Origin of the sequence: Stenotrophomonas sp. NY11291 (assembly GCF_023277365.1) — a bacterium.
In the GTDB taxonomy this organism is placed as follows: domain Bacteria; phylum Pseudomonadota; class Gammaproteobacteria; order Xanthomonadales; family Xanthomonadaceae; genus Stenotrophomonas; species Stenotrophomonas geniculata.
The window spans coordinates 3,652,866-3,667,585 of the sequence record NZ_CP096975.1 but is presented as its reverse complement, the minus strand read 5'-3'; the positions used below and the strand labels follow the sequence as shown (position 1 = coordinate 3,667,585).

At 67.6% G+C, this 14,720-nt stretch carries 10 protein-coding genes; 8 read left to right on the top strand and 2 right to left on the bottom strand.

The window, feature by feature from the left end:
* Positions 1-85: 85 nt before the first annotated feature.
* The 8 genes from M1L61_RS17075 (at position 86) to tsaB (ending at position 12,310) form a co-directional block, all read left to right on the top strand.
* Positions 86-2,242: a bifunctional (p)ppGpp synthetase/guanosine-3',5'-bis(diphosphate) 3'-pyrophosphohydrolase gene (locus M1L61_RS17075; RefSeq protein WP_043399224.1), complete on the top strand. Its 2,157-nt coding sequence runs from the start codon at positions 86-88 to the stop codon at positions 2,240-2,242.
* A gap of 30 nt (positions 2,243-2,272) precedes the next feature.
* Positions 2,273-3,838, top strand: coding sequence for a hypothetical protein (locus M1L61_RS17070; RefSeq protein ID WP_248853812.1), 1,566 nt, complete (start codon positions 2,273-2,275; stop codon positions 3,836-3,838).
* Between the two features lie 74 nt (positions 3,839-3,912).
* On the top strand, positions 3,913-4,896 hold the full coding sequence (locus M1L61_RS17065; RefSeq protein ID WP_049454814.1) for a glycosyltransferase family 2 protein: 984 nt from the start codon (positions 3,913-3,915) through the stop codon (positions 4,894-4,896).
* Between the two features lie 29 nt (positions 4,897-4,925).
* Positions 4,926-5,846: a glycosyltransferase family 2 protein gene (locus M1L61_RS17060; RefSeq protein WP_224328387.1), complete on the top strand. Its 921-nt coding sequence runs from the start codon at positions 4,926-4,928 to the stop codon at positions 5,844-5,846.
* 76 nt (positions 5,847-5,922) lie between these two features.
* A complete protein-coding gene (gene mrcB / locus M1L61_RS17055; protein WP_049454809.1) occupies positions 5,923-8,361 on the top strand; it encodes a penicillin-binding protein 1B in 2,439 nt (812 codons plus the stop codon).
* Positions 8,358-8,894, top strand: coding sequence for a hypothetical protein (locus M1L61_RS17050; RefSeq protein ID WP_029379774.1), 537 nt, complete (start codon positions 8,358-8,360; stop codon positions 8,892-8,894). The genes mrcB and M1L61_RS17050 overlap by 4 nt, the downstream gene beginning before the upstream one ends.
* A 644-nt stretch (positions 8,895-9,538) precedes the next feature.
* The gene (locus M1L61_RS17045) at positions 9,539-11,587 is read left to right on the top strand and encodes an ATP-dependent DNA helicase (RefSeq protein ID WP_159360484.1); all 2,049 of its coding nucleotides are present in this window, start codon (positions 9,539-9,541) and stop codon (positions 11,585-11,587) included.
* A gap of 9 nt (positions 11,588-11,596) precedes the next feature.
* Positions 11,597-12,310, top strand: coding sequence for a tRNA (adenosine(37)-N6)-threonylcarbamoyltransferase complex dimerization subunit type 1 TsaB (gene tsaB, locus M1L61_RS17040; protein WP_248853811.1), 714 nt, complete (start codon positions 11,597-11,599; stop codon positions 12,308-12,310).
* Between the two features lie 572 nt (positions 12,311-12,882).
* Here the strand turns inward: tsaB and M1L61_RS17035 are convergent.
* Positions 12,883-13,767, bottom strand: a complete 885-nt coding sequence (locus M1L61_RS17035) for an energy transducer TonB (protein ID WP_010482701.1) — start codon at positions 13,765-13,767, stop codon at positions 12,883-12,885.
* Complete coding sequence (gene gshB, locus M1L61_RS17030; protein WP_012511876.1) at positions 13,767-14,714, bottom strand: glutathione synthase; 948 nt, start codon at positions 14,712-14,714, stop codon at positions 13,767-13,769. Before gshB ends, M1L61_RS17035 begins: the two co-directional genes overlap by 1 nt.
* Positions 14,715-14,720 lie beyond the last annotated feature (6 nt).

Genomic DNA, 14,720 nt, shown 5'->3' with positions numbered 1-14,720 from the left:
CATGCCGGGTGATGGTGGTCGCGGTGATTGTCCCTGAACGGCGCCGGCGCTAGTGTAGAGGCCTCTGTCTTGCCTGCTCGATGCTGTGAACCGCGCTTCCGTCCCCGGCCTGGATGCCTTGTTGAACCGTCCCTCGGCAGCCGTGCTGCCTGCTGCGCTGCGCCAGGCCCTGCGCGGGCACTGGGAAGCGCCGGAATGCGACCACCAGATGCGCGCCAGCTGGTCGGTGCTGGGTGACACCCTCGACGCACTGGCGATGCTCTCCGCCGACGAAGGCGCGGTGGTCGCGGCCCTGCTGTTCGACCTGCCAGGCCTGCGGGCGAGCCTGGAACAGCTGCCGCTGGGCAACCACAAGGCCGCGGTGATCGGCCTGCTGGATGGTCAGGACGCCGCCGACCCGGTGTGGGCGCTGCATGCCGGCCGTGAGGCAGGGCGCAACAGCGAAGGCCTGCGCCGCCTGCTGCTGGCGATCATCCGCGACCTGCGCGTGGTGCCCATCCTGCTGGCCCGGCAGCTGGCGCGGATGCGCGCGGCCGACAAGCTGGATGACGAGCAACGCCGCGCGCTGGCACAGCTGACACGCGACATCCACGCGCCATTGGCCAACCGCCTGGGCATCTGGCAGCTGAAGTGGGAGCTGGAGGACCTGGCGTTCCGCCACCTGGAACCGGAGACCTACCGTCGCATTGCGCGGGAGGTGGACGAAACCCGCATCGCCCGCGAGCGTTACGTCGAGAACGTCAAGAAGGTGCTGTCGCGCGAGCTGGTCGCGCAGGGCATCAAGGCCGAGGTCAGCGGCCGTCCAAAGCACATCTACAGCATCTGGCGGAAGATGCAGAAGAAGCGTCTGGCGTTCGACCAGCTGTATGACATCCGTGCGGTGCGCGTGATGGTCGACGACGTCGCCGCCTGCTATGCCGCGCTGGGCGTGGTGCATGCACTGTGGGCGCCGGTGCCGAGCGAGTTCGACGATTACATCGCCCGGCCCAAGGCCAACGACTATCGCTCGCTGCATACCGCCGTGGTCGGCCCGGAAGGGCGCACCATCGAAGTGCAGATCCGTACCCATGAGATGCACTCGCAGGCCGAGCTGGGCGTGGCCGCGCACTGGAAGTACAAGGAAGGTGGCAAGGGCGCGGAGAAGTCCTTCGACCGCAAGATCACCTGGATGCGCCAGCTGCTGGAGCAGGCGCAGGACGGGCAGGGCAATGAGCTGGCCGGGGCGCTCGATGCCGAGCTGACCGAAGACCGGGTCTATGCACTCAGCCCGAAGGATGAGGTGCTGGATCTGCCGCAGGGCGCCACGCCGCTCGATTTCGCCTACCAGGTGCACACCATGGTGGGCCACCGCTGCCGGGGCGCCAAGGTCAACGGTCGCATCGTGCCGCTGACCTATCGCCTGCGCAGCGGCGACCGCGTCGAGATCCTGACCGGCAAGGAGGCCGACCCCCGCCGCGACTGGCTGATGCCGGCCAACGGCTTCCTGGCCAGCAACCGCTCGCGCGAAAAGGTACGCAGCTGGTTCCACAAGCTGGACCGCGCGCGCAACGTGCAGGCCGGGCGCGAACTGCTTGAGCGCGAGCTGAAGCGTCTGGGCCTGCAGCACTCGGACCTGGCGGTGGCGGCGAAGAAGTTCCATGCCGACAGCGTTGACGATCTCTACATCCAGGTGGCGCTGGGCGATACCGGCCCGAACCAGGTCAGCCGTACCCTGCTGGAAGCCGAACGTGCAGCGAGCCAGCCGGCGCCCGCGCCGACCCTGCCGCGGCCGACCGCGCGCCGCGAGAACCTGGGCAAGTCCAAGTTCACCGTGCAGGGCGTAGGCAACCTGCTGGTGCAGCTGGCACGCTGCTGCCAGCCCGTGGCTGGCGAGCCGATCGTCGGCTACCTGACCCGTAGCCGTGGTGTCACCGTGCATCGTGCAGACTGTGCCGCGCTGGCCCGGCTGGCAGCCACCAGCCCGCAGCGCATCCTGCCGGTGGAGTGGGGCCAGGCCGGCGGCGGCTACGAAGTGGACGTGGTGGTCACTGCGGTCGACCGCCGCTGGCTGCTGAAGGACATCACCAACCTGATCGCCCAGGAAGACGCCTACGTGCTCGACATCCACAGTGACAATGTACGCAACAGTGGCCGTGCCCACCTGCGCCTGCGCCTGAAGGTGAGCGACTACGGCCAGCTGTCGACCCTGCTCGGCAAGCTGGATGCGCTGCCCGGCGTGAGCGAGGCGCGTCGCCTCGGCTGAGCTTCACGCTGCCCCGGCTACCCTGCACGCATGGAACGCGAGCCCCCGCATCGCCCGCATGGCGCTGAACACCCTGCGCTGGACCGCGTCCGCCGTGAAGGCCGTTGGTGGTGGCTGCAGGCACGCCACGCGCGCCGGGTGTGGCGCTGGGCGCTGGTCGCGGCGCTGGCGGTGTTCGTGCTGCTGGTGCTGCTGCGCAAGCCATTGGCCGACTGGTTCTGGGATGAGCCGCAGATCGAACAGTTGCTGGCCGAAGGTGACCGCGCGCTTGCCACCGGCCGGTTGAGCGCGGCCGACGGCAGTGGTGCGCGCGAGCGCTACCTGGCCGTGCTGGCGCTGGATGGTGATCGTCCGCAGGCCCGCGAAGGCCTGGCCCGTACCGGCGCCGCGGCCCTGCAGCAGGCCAGCGAAAAACTGCAGGCCAACGACCTCGAGGGCAGCGCGAAGGCGCTGGCACTGGCCCGGGAGCTGCAGGTGCCGCAGGCCGATGCGGACGCCGTGGCTCGCCAGCTGCAGGCCCGGCGCAGTGCAGGCGCCGGCATCGGTGCACTGCTGGCGCAGGCGCGCAACGCCTTTGCAGCGGGCCGGCTGGACGAAGGTGACAGCAGCGCGCTGCCCCTGTTCCAGCGCATCCTGGCATTGCAGCCGGACAATCTGCCGGCGCTGGAAGGTCGCGAGGACGCACTGAGCGATCTGCTGCAGCAGGCCCGCATCCTGGCCGGGCGCGGCGAGCTGGCCGAGGCAGCGACGATACTGCAGCGTGCGCGCCAGTTCGATGCCGGCCACGCCGATCTGCCCGCAAGCCAGGAAGCATTGGCACAGGCTGTCGACCAGCGCCTGCGCCAGGCCCAGCGCGCCTTGCAGCGGCGGCAGCTGGAATCGGCAGCGAAGGGATTCCTCGCCGTGCTGGCAGTGGCGGTTGATGATTCCAGTGCCCAGCGCGGCCGCGAACAGACCTTGCAGGCGGTGCTGGCGCGCAGCCAGAAGCGGGCCGACGACTTCCAGTTCGAGCCGGCGCAGGCCGATTCCGCGCTGGCGGCGGAACTGGGTGCTTCGCCGGCCGCGCAACAGCAGCTCGCGCAACGCCTGCAGCGCGCACAACAGGCGCAGAAGGTGCTGCAGCAGCCGGCGGTCAGCAACACGCAACGCGAACGCCAACTGCGCGACCACCTGCGCAGGATCGAGCGCGCTGAACGTGCCGGGCAATGGATCAGCCCCCCCGGCCACAGTGCGTTCGACGCGTTGCGCGAAGCGCAGTCACTGGCGCCACGCGATGCACGGGTGAAGGCTGCCGCAGCGCGGCTGCTGCCCGCCAGCCGCCGCTGCTTCGACGACAACCTGCGGCAGAACCGCGTGCAGGCCGCAGGTGCCTGCCTGCAGGCCTGGCAGACCCTGTCGCCGACCGCGGCCGGACTTCCCTCGGCGCGCCTGCGCCTGGCCCAGCGCTGGCTGGCGATCGGCAGCGAACGGCTCGGCAACGGCGACCTGGCTTTCGCGGCGCATGCCGCCGGACAGGCCCGTTTGCTGCAGCCGGACCTGGCCGAGCTGCCAGCATTCGAAGACCGCCTGCGCCGCGCAGGCGGTGAATCGCGGTGACGCTGAAGTTGTTGCGATTCGTGTAGGGTCTACGGGTGGGGTATAGTCCAGTCGCTCCGGCCGCTCCTGTGAACATGTCCAGCGTCACAACCACCGTCTCTGTTGCTTTATGTACCTGGCAGGGGGAGCGCTACATTGCCGCCCAGCTGCGCACCGTCGGTGCGCAGACCGTGCTGCCTACGCAAGTAGTGATAGTCGACGACGCCTCAACTGACGGTACATGGGGTGTTCTCGAACAGGAGGTGGCGACCCTGCATGCGAGGGGTATCGAAGTGGTGCTCCGACGGCAGCAGCAGAACGTCGGATACGTCCGCAATTTCGAAAGCGCATTATTACAGTGCAGCGGCGACATCGTCTTTCTGTGCGATCAGGATGACCTCTGGCGCGAGGACAAGATCGAGACCTTCCTAAGGATCTTCGATGCGCGTCCAGGTTTGCGGCTCCTGCACAGCAACGCGCAGTTGGTCGACGCCGAAGGTGTCCCTCTGCGGGCGACTTTGTTTCAGGCCTTGGCCATTGATCGCCAGGACATCAAGCGTGAGCATCGCGGTGAAGGCTTTGAGGTCCTCCTCGGCCGAAACATTGTAACCGGCGCGGTCACAGCGCTGCGCCGCGATCTGATCGCGGAGGCACTGCCAGTGGCTGATGGCTGGATCCACGACGAATGGTTGGCGATGGTGGCAGCAGCCAGCGGTGGACTGGATTGTATTGAGACCATCACCACCGATTACCGGCAGCACGACAGGAACCAGGTGGGGGCGCACAGGCGGGGGGTGCTTGAGCGTGCATTGGGAAGTGCCGTGGTACGTCGCAACTATTTGATGGCGGCGTTGCAGCGCCTCTACTCATTGCAGTCGCGCACGCAGCGGGGACGGCCGCCGCTTGATGCTGTGCAGACCGAGATTCTCGAGCAGCGCCTGAAGCATGCACAGGCACGTGCCGGACTTGCTGTGTCGTTGTTCGCACGTTTGCTGCAGGTCTTCAGGGAAGTGGCCAGTGGCCGCTACCATCGCTTTTCAAATGGCTTGCGGTCCGCAGCCAGTGATCTGATGCCATGAGTCCACTGATATTGCAGAAACCCGACTCCGTGTCTGTCTTCGACACCAAACGTGTCTGCGCCGTGATCGTTACCTACAGGCCCAATCCCGTCTTGCTGCGCAATGTGGTTGACAGCGTGCTGCAGCAGGTAGGGCATCTGGTAGTGTTCGACAATGGCAGCAGTGCTGTTGACGTTGCTGAAATGCTGGGAGATCAAGAGGGGATAAGCGTTTTTGCTTCACCAATCAATGTTGGTCTTGGCAGTGCCTTGAATCGAGCCTATGAGCGTGCGCAGGCGCTGGAATTCGACTATGTGCTGCTGATGGACCAAGACAGCATACTGGCACCGGGAATGGTCGTTCTGCTGGGAAACGCACTGGTTGAATTGGCCCGGGATGAGAGTGTGGCGGCTGTCGGTCCGCAGTTCCGGGATTCGCGCAATGGCATGCTTGCTCCGTTCGTGCGCTTTGGATTCCCGTTCAATTTCAAGCTGCGCGGTGGGCCAGGTCAGCGCATCTCTTGTGATTTCCTCATTACATCCGGTTCGCTGATACCAATGAAGGCCTTGCGGGAGATTGGCGCAATGGACGAATCCTTGTTCATTGACAATCTGGACATGGACTGGTGCTTCCGCGCCAAGCGCAGTGGCCATGCCCTGTATGGCATTTGCGATGCGCAGATGACCCACAGCATCGGCGAGGAACTGCTGCCTTCACGTGCAAAACCCGATGGTGTGATCGTGCACAAGCCCTTCCGGCTTTACTACATCATGCGCAATCGGGTCCTGCTCTATGGGCGTGCCTATACGCCCTGGATTTGGATTGCCCAGGATATGCCGCGGTTGCTGCTGAAGCTGATGGGAAACAGCTTATTCCTAGCCCCTCGCTGGGTTCGGTTAAGGTTCATGCTGAAAGGGTTGTGGGATGGAGTTCGAGGCAAGTCGGGGGCGCTACCCCCGGCAGGTCGCTGAACAGGCGGTTTCGAGAAACTGCCTTGGGGAAATGTGCTGGGGTAGACTCCGCTGACGCCATCGCTATGCTTCTCCCGTGCCCCGACGCTACGATTCCGACGACATCGACGATTTCGACGACGACGACCAGCAGGACAACGGCCCGCTGTGGCGGCGTCGCCTGATCACCTGGAGCATGGCTGCGGTCGCGTTGGGATTGGGTTTCCTCATTCCCTATACGCTGTACCTGAACCAGCAGGTGACCCAGCGTTTCGGTGAACTGCGCTGGCAGATCCCGACGCGTGTCTATGCGCGCCCGCTGGTGCTCACCCCCGGCAAGGCGATGGATGCGTCCACGCTGAAGACCGAGCTGGCCGCCTCCGCCTACCGCGATGACGGCCAGGGCAAGGAGCCGGCCACCTATGCGGTGAACGGCGGGCGCTTCGTCATCTCCAGCCGCGGCTACAACGACGTCGATGGCCGGGTTGCCCCGCGCCGGCTCGAGCTGTCGCTGGCCGATGGTGCGGTCGCCTCGCTGCGCGACGCCGACAACCGCAAGGCGTTGAAGGCCGCACGGTTGGACCCGGCCCGCATCGCCACCCTGTACGGCCAGAAGCAGGAAGAACGCCGCCTGATCCGCATGGACGAGGCGCCGGACCTGCTGGTGACCGGCCTGCAGGCGGTGGAGGACAAGGACTTCAACCGCCATCACGGCATCGACCTGTCCGGCATTGCGCGCGCGGTGTGGGTGACCATCCGCTCCGGTGGGCAGAGCCGCCAGGGCGCTTCGACGCTGACCCAGCAGCTGGCCCGCAGCGGCCTGCTCGGCATCGGCAAGGAACAAACGGTCACCCGCAAATTCAACGAAGTGCTGTACGCGCTGATCATGGAAGCGCGCTACGACAAGCGCACCATCTTCGAGGCCTACCTCAACCAGGTGTACCTGGGCCAGCGTGGCAGCCAGGCGATCCATGGCATGTCGTCCGGTGCCGAGTTCTGGTTCGGCCGCGACCTGCAGTCGCTGGAGACCGAGCAGATCGCGCTGCTGATCGGCCTGGTCAAGGGCCCGTCCTTCTACGACCCGCGGCGCAATCCGGAACGCGCGCTGGATCGCCGCAACTTCGTGCTGGGCAAACTGCACGAGGCCACGCTGATCGATGACGCCGAGTACCAACGTGCGTTGAAGGCCCCGCTGGGCGTGCCCAAGACGCCGGGCCTGGTTGCCGCCAACCGCTTCCCGGCCTATGTCGATCTGGTCCGCCGCCAGCTGGGCCATGACTATCCGGAATCGGCGCTGCAGGGCGCGGGCCTGAGCGTGATGACCGGCATGTCGCCGTCCGCGCAGGCCTATGCCGAAGGCGCGGTGACCCGCACCATCAAGTCGCTGGAAAGCAAGCGCCGCCCCGAACTGCAGGCCGGCATGGTGCTGACCGACGTGCACAACGGTGATGTGCTGGCGGTGATCGGCAGCCGTGAGGTGTCCGAGGTCGGCTTCAATCGGGCGATCGAAGCACAGCGTCCGGTCGGTTCGCTGCTCAAGCCGTTCGTCTACCTGCTGGCCTTGGCACAGCCGGACCGCTACTCGCTGGCCAGCTGGGTCGATGACTCGCCGGTGACGGTGCAGCTCGGCCGCGGCCGCAACTGGAGTCCCGGCAACGCGGACAACCGCAGCCACGGCACGGTGCGCCTGATCGACGCACTGGCGCATTCCTACAACCAGGCCACGGTGCGCGTGGGCATGCAGGTCGGCCCGGAGCGCGTGACCCAGCTGATCCATGTCCTGGCCGGCATCAAGGCCGACGCCAACCCGGCGGTGATCCTCGGCTCGACCGACCAGAGCCCGTACGCGATGGCACAGCTGTACCAGTTCCTCGCGTCCGGTGGCGAGATCCAACCGCTGCATGCGGTGCGTGGCGTGCTCGATCCGCAGGGCAAGCTGCTCAAGCGTTACGACAAGACCCCGGCACCGGCGCAGGAGGGCGACTCGATTGCCGCCAACCTGATCAGTGTCGGCCTGCAGCAGGTGGTTGCCAGCGGCACCGCGCAGCGCTTGAACGCCGATGGCCTGGGCCGCCTGCAACCCGCCGGCAAGACCGGTACCACCAACGATGGTCGCGACAGCTGGTACGCCGGTTACACCGGCGATCATCTGGCGGTGATCTGGATCGGCAACGACCAGAACGAGCAGGCCGGCCTGTACGGTGCCACCGGCGCGATGCGGGTCTGGTCGGGTATCTTCCAGCGCCTGCCGAGTGCTCCGCTGCGGGTCAGCAACAAGGGCCTGGACTGGCAGTCGGTGGCGCCCACCGGACTCAACAGCACGGATGAAGGCTGCCCGGGCGCGCGTCGTTTCCCGTTCGTGGTGGGCTATGCACCGGCCTATGCACCGTGCGCGCCGGCAGTGTCGCCGGACGCGCAGGGTGCTGAAGGCGAGGGCGGTGGCTGGCGCAGCTGGTTCGGCCTGGACCGCAAGCCGGAAGCGCCTGCCGAACCTGCCGCGGCGCCCGCCGCCGCCACTCCTCCCCCGAGCCGATGATGCCGATGAACATGCGATCCCTGCTGCAGCCCCTGGCCCTGACCGGCCTCAGCCTGGCCCTGGCCGCCTGCGTGACCAGCGCGCCGCCGGTGGTCACGCCGGTCGATACCACTACGCCGGCACAGCGCCTGGCCGCGGTGGATGCGGCCGCAGGTCCGGACGACAAGGAGCTGTCGGTGCAGCCGCTGCGTGATTCGCAGGTGGAAGACCTGCGGGTGACCGCGCAGGCGCAACGCCAGGCGAACGACCTGGCCGGTGCCGCCAGCAGCCTGGACCACGCGCTGGAAATCGTCGCCGGCGACCCGGCGGTACTGCAGGAACGTGCCGAACTGGCACTGCTGCAGGGGCAGTGGGCGCAGGCGGAGACGTTCGCGCGCAAGGCGGTGGATCTGGGCTCGAAGACGGGGCCGCTGTGCCGGCGGCACTGGGCGACGATCGAGCAGTCGCGCCTGGCGCGGGGCGAGAAGGAAAATGCGGTGTCGGCGCATGCACAGCTGGAAGGCTGCACCGTGCCGGGGATCAAGCGGTACTGAATTTCCAGCCAACGGCGCAGCCCCTCGTGGCTGGCTGCTTGGCCGCGTAAAGCAAAAGCCGCGCTTGGCCGGGCGGGGTGGGGTCGCGGGGGACGCCGTGAACCCGTCCTTGGGGGCTTGGCCGCGGCATCCATGCCGCGGACACCCCCGCGAACCCACCCCGCCCGACCTCTGACAGTTTCCGTGTGCTGCCGGCCACGGAAGAGAAAAAAAAATCAAAAGCGGGTCGCACGCTGCGCGCACTCGCAGTAATCCATCTTCTTCCCTCGTTCCTCCCACAGCTTCTGAGTTGCCAGTCGAGCAAGCTCGACCTTACGACGTGCGTCCATCCGTCACCGGGAAACTGTCGAAGGCGGGTCGGGAGGGGCAGGCAGGACCGTTGGCGCCATGGGCCCGAGGCATGCCTCGGGCGGGTTGGGAAGGATGCCCAACCCCGGTCTTGCCGTGTGCGCAGGACAGCGCGCACGAGCAAGGCGCCATCGAGCCCCCAGGGATGGGTTTACGGCGTGTCCTGCCTGCCCCTCCCGACCCGCCCAGCACGTAGAAACCCAGAGCCATGAACCAAGCTGTTGCCGTTGCTTTTGCGGGTGCTCTGGCTTGAAACGGGTGCCGGGCAGCGCCCGGCCGGGTATCCTTTCCCTCTGATGTCCGACCTTGTCCATGCCAGCCGCGAAGCCCTCAGCGACGGCGGCGCGCTCGCCTCGCACCTGGATGCATTCGTCCCGCGTCCGGCACAGCTGCACCTGACCGAAGCCATCGCCGATGCGCTGCAGCAGCGTGACCTGCTGCTGGCCGAGGCCGGTACCGGCACCGGCAAGACGTTCGCCTACCTGGTGCCGGTGCTGCTGTCCGGGTTGCGCACCATCATCTCCACCGGTACCCGCGCGCTGCAGGACCAGCTCTACCACCGCGATCTGCCACGGGTGCGCCAGGCGCTCGGTGTTGGCCTGCGCAGTGCGCTGCTGAAGGGACGCGCGAACTACCTGTGCCGCTATCGCCTGCAGCAGGCGCGCGGCGAGCCGCGTTTTTCCAGCCCCGAACAGGCTGCGCAGTTCCAGCGGATCCTGGCCTGGTCCGGTCGTTCGGAGTTCGGTGACATCGCCGAACTGGAAGGCCTGGCCGATGATTCGCCGCTGCTGCCGATGGTCACCTCCACTGTCGACAACTGCCTGGGGACCGACTGCCCGTTCTGGGATGACTGCTTCGTGGTGCGCGCGCGGCAACGCGCGCAGGCCGCCGATGTGGTGGTGGTCAACCACCATCTGCTGTTGGCCGACCTGGCACTGAAGCAGGACGGCTTTGGCGAGTTGTTACCTGGGGCGCAGGCCTTCGTCATCGACGAGGCGCATCAGTTGCCCGAACTGGCCGCGCAGTTCTTCGGCGAAGGTTTTGGCATGCGTCCGTGGCAGGAACTGGGCCGCGACTGCCTGGCCGAAGCGCGCGGCGTCGGGGGCGCGCAGTCGGCGCTGCAGGAACCGGTCGACCAGTTGCAGCAGGCGCTGTTGGCGCTGCGCTCGGCAATGGAAGGGCTGCCAGCGCGTGGCACGCAATGGCGTGCACTGGCGATGCCGCAGGTGCGTGATGGCTTCGATGCGGTGATGGCTGGCCTGGTGACGCTGGAGCAGGCGCTGCAGCCGCTGCGCGAAGCGGCTGCCGGCCTCGATGCCTGCCATGCGCGTGCGCGCGAAGCGGTTTCGCGGCTCAGCCGCTGGCTGGGGGATGACGAACCCACCCTCGATTTCGATACCGATCCGGAGGAGACCGCCAGCGCCGCCGATGTGCTCTGGTACGAGCTCACGCCGCGTGGTTTCCGCTGCCAGCGCACGCCAATGGATGTGTCCGGTCCATTGCGCGAGCATCGCGAACGCAGCCGAGCCGCATGGATCTTTACCTCGGCGACACTGACCGTGGGCGGTGGTTTCGATCATATCGCCACCCGCCTGGGCCTGGACGACCCGCATACGCTGGTCCAGCCCAGCCCGTTCAACTGGCCGGAGCAGGCGTTGTGCTATCTGCCCGAGGGCCTGCCTGATCCGGCCGCGCGTGGTTTCGGAACCGCGCTGATCCAGACCCTGCGGCCGGTGCTGCAGGCGTCGCAGGGCAGGGCGTTCCTGTTGTTCGCCTCGCACCGTGCATTGCGCGAGGCCGCCGAGGCACTGCGTGATGGGCCGTGGCCGTTGTTCGTGCAGGGCGAGGCACCGCGCGCGACGCTGCTGCAACGCTTCCGCGAATCGGGCAATGGCGTGCTGCTGGGCTCGGCCAGTTTCCGCGAGGGCGTGGACGTGGTGGGTGAGGCGCTGAGCGTGGTGATGATCGACAAGCTGCCGTTCGCGGCACCGGACGATCCGGTGTACGAGGCGCGGCTGGAGGCGATCCGCAGCCAGGGCGGCAATCCGTTCCGCGATGAGCAGCTGCCACAGGCGGTGATCGCGCTGAAGCAGGGGGTCGGCCGCCTGATCCGCAGCGAGAGCGACCGTGGTGTGCTGGTGCTGTGCGACCCGCGCCTGCTCAACCGCGGCTACGGCCGGGTCTTCCTCGATTCACTGCCACCGTTCCGCCGTACCCGCAGCCTGGCCGATGTTCAGGCCTTCTTTACGCCACAATGGGCGCCCGTGGCCGATGATGCGGCTGCCCGGGCCGCTGTTGCGACCGGCCCCGAGCCGGCGCCCGGTGCCACGTTCCCCCTGTTCTGACCCGATCCGATGAAACTGCTCGCCTTTGAAACCGCCACCGAAGCCTGTTCCGTTGCCCTGCATGTCGATGGGCAGGTACTGGAACGCTTCGAGATCGCCCCGCGCCGGCATGCCGAACTGAGCCTGCCGTGGGCCGAGGCGCTGCTGGCCGAGGCCGGCATCAGCCGTCGCCAGTTGGACGGCATCGCGCTCAGCCGCGGCCCCGGGGCGTTCACCGGCGTGCGCCTGGCGATCGCGATTGCCCAGGGCATCGCACTGGCGCTGGACCGGCCGCTATTGCCGGTCTCGACGCTGCAGGTGCTGGCGCTGCGGGCACCGGAAGAAGAAACGCAGATCCTGTCGGCGATCGACGCACGGATGGGAGAGTTGTACGTTGCGCGCTTCGAGCGTGTTGACGGCCTGCGGCTCGCGCGCGATGGCGAGCGTGTATGTGCACCGGCAGCAGTGGCGCTGCCGGACGGGCTGTCGGCCTATGGCGTCGGCACCGGCTTCGGCGCGGCCGACGGCGCGCTGGTGGCGCAGTTGGGCAGTGGCCTTCGGGGATTCGATGCGACAGCACTGCCGCGGGCATCGGATGTGCTGGCACTGGCGGTGCCGGCGTTCGCGCGTGGCGAGGCGATTGCGCCGGAGAAGGTCGAGCCCGCGTACCTGCGTGACAACGTGGCGCTGACCCTGGTCGAGCAGCAGGCTGCGCGCGAGGCGAAGGCGAAGGCCAACGGCTGAGCCCCTCGTGGCGGAGCGCGAAAGCACAAGCCGTGGTTTGGCCGGGCGGGTGGGCTGCGCAGGGGGCGCTGCAAGTACGTCCATGTAAGCTCGGTCGCCGCATCCATGCGGCTCACGCCCCTGCGCAGCCCACCCGCCCGGCCTCTGACAGTTTCCGTGCGCGTCCGCCACGGAAGATCAAAAAAAGAAAAGTCAAAATCAAAAGCGGGTCGCTTCGCTTGCATCCACGCGTGGCGTGGATGTGTATCGACCAAGGTCGACACCTACCAAAGCAATGGTGCGCCGCGATCTGTCAGAGGTGGGGCGGTGTGGGCTTGCAGGACCGTTGGCGCCATGGGCCCGAGGCATGCCTCGGGCGGGTTGGGCAGGACGCCCAGCCCCGGTCTTGCCGTATGCGCAGGATGGCGCATACGAGCAAGGCGCCATCGAGCCCCCAGGGACGGGTTTACGGCGTGTCCTGCAAGCCCACACCGCCCCGCCAGGTCCAGCATCCCCGCCGCCGCTTCTGCTGTTGGTTCGGCTGTGGCCGTTGCCTCTGCGGGTCCCGGGCCGCAGGCCCGGGCAGCAAACCCCTACCGGTCGTCGTGCAGGGTGCCGCCCGGCAGGAACACCCACGTGCGGGTGACCTGCAGGATGTCGATCTCGTCTTCGGTCTTCGGCAACGGCGGGAACGGCTGGGCCAGTTTCACCACCCGCAGTGCCGCCTCATCCAGCAACGGCGTCCCGCTCGAACGCAGGATCCGGCTGCTCTCCACGCTGCCATCGCGGCGCACCCCCACGCTGATCACCACTTGGCCACCGAGGCGGCGCTGCCGGGCCTCGTCCGGGTAATTCAGATTGCCTACGCGCTCGGCGCGGTCGACCCAGGCACGCAGGTAATTGGCATAGGCATATTCGCGCGTGCTGGCCGACACGAACTTGCGGTTCGGGCGCTTGGCGTACTGCGCCGAGCGCAGATGCACTTCGGCAGCCAACCGCGCCATCTCCACATCGCGCTGCTCGCGCGCGCTCAGCGGTGCGTCCGGTTCGGGCTGATCCGGCGTGGGGCGGGACTGTGCCTGCGCCACCACCTCTTCGCCATTGCGGCTGCTGACCACCCGTGCCTGCGGCGGCGGAACCGGCGCGGCCGATTGCTGCTGCTGCGGCACCGGGCTCAGCCCGGACTGGGCCTGTGGGACGATGCCGGCCTGGTTGTCGCGTGGACGCTGTGCGCGGTCGTGTTCGCCACCGCCTTCCTGGTTGGCCGCGGCCAGGAAATCAGCCTGCTTCGGCGTCAGCGCGGTACGGGTCTGGCTGAAGATCACTTCCAGCGTCGGCACCAGCGGTGCATCGCCCTTCACGGCAAAGCCCACGCCCAGGATCAGCAGGGCGTGGACCAGCACAGACAGCGCGATGGTCGCCCCCAGCCGTTGCGCTTCGCGCGGCGGCGGGGGCAGGACGGCAGGTGCGGACGGCATCAGCGCAGGCCGGCCTCGAGTGCGTCGAACAGGGTGCCGGCAATGTTCAGGCCGTACTGCGCGTCCAGTTCGCGCACGCAGGTCGGGCTGGTCACGTTGACCTCGGTGAGGTAATCACCGATCACGTCCAGGCCGACGAAGCGCATGCCGCGACGCTTCATCTCCGGGCCCACCTGGGCGGCGATCCAGCGGTCGCGCTCGCTCAGCGGGCGGCCTTCACCGCGGCCGCCGGCGGCGAGGTTGCCGCGGAATTCGTCGCCCTGCGGGATGCGCGCCAGGCAGTAGTCGACCGGTTCGCCATCGACCAGCAGGATGCGCTTGTCGCCGGCGGTGATGTCGGGAATGAACTTCTGCGCCAGCGCCATCCTGTGGCCGCCGTCGGTCAGCGTTTCCAGAATCACGTTCAGGTTCGGATCGCCCTGGCCGCTGCGGAAGATCGAGCGGCCGCCCATGCCGTCCAGCGGCTTCAGCACGGCCTGGCCATGCTCCAGCGCGAAGGCCTTCAACGCCTTGGCGTCGCGGCTGACCAGGGTGGGGGGGCAGCACTGCGGGAACAGCAGGGCGGCCAGCTTCTCGTTGTAGTCGCGCAGGCCCTGCGGGTTGTTGACCACGCAGGCGCCGGCCGCTGCGGCCACGTCCAGCACCTGGGTGTCGTAGATGTATTCGGCGTCGACCGGCGGATCCTTGCGCATCAGCACGATCTGGCCGGGGCCGAATTCGGTGCGGCTGAATGCGCCCAGCTCATACCAGCCGGCCGGGTCATCGCGCACCTGCAGCGGCGCGGTCTGGGCCACCGCTACGCCGCCCTCCAGGGCCAGGCCGCCCGGGCGCACGTAGTGCAGGGCATGGCCGCGGCGCTGGGCTTCCAGCAGCATGGCGAAGGTGGTGTCCTTGGCGATCTTGATGTGGGCGATGGGGTCCATCACCACGATGACGTTCAACGGCATGGGCGC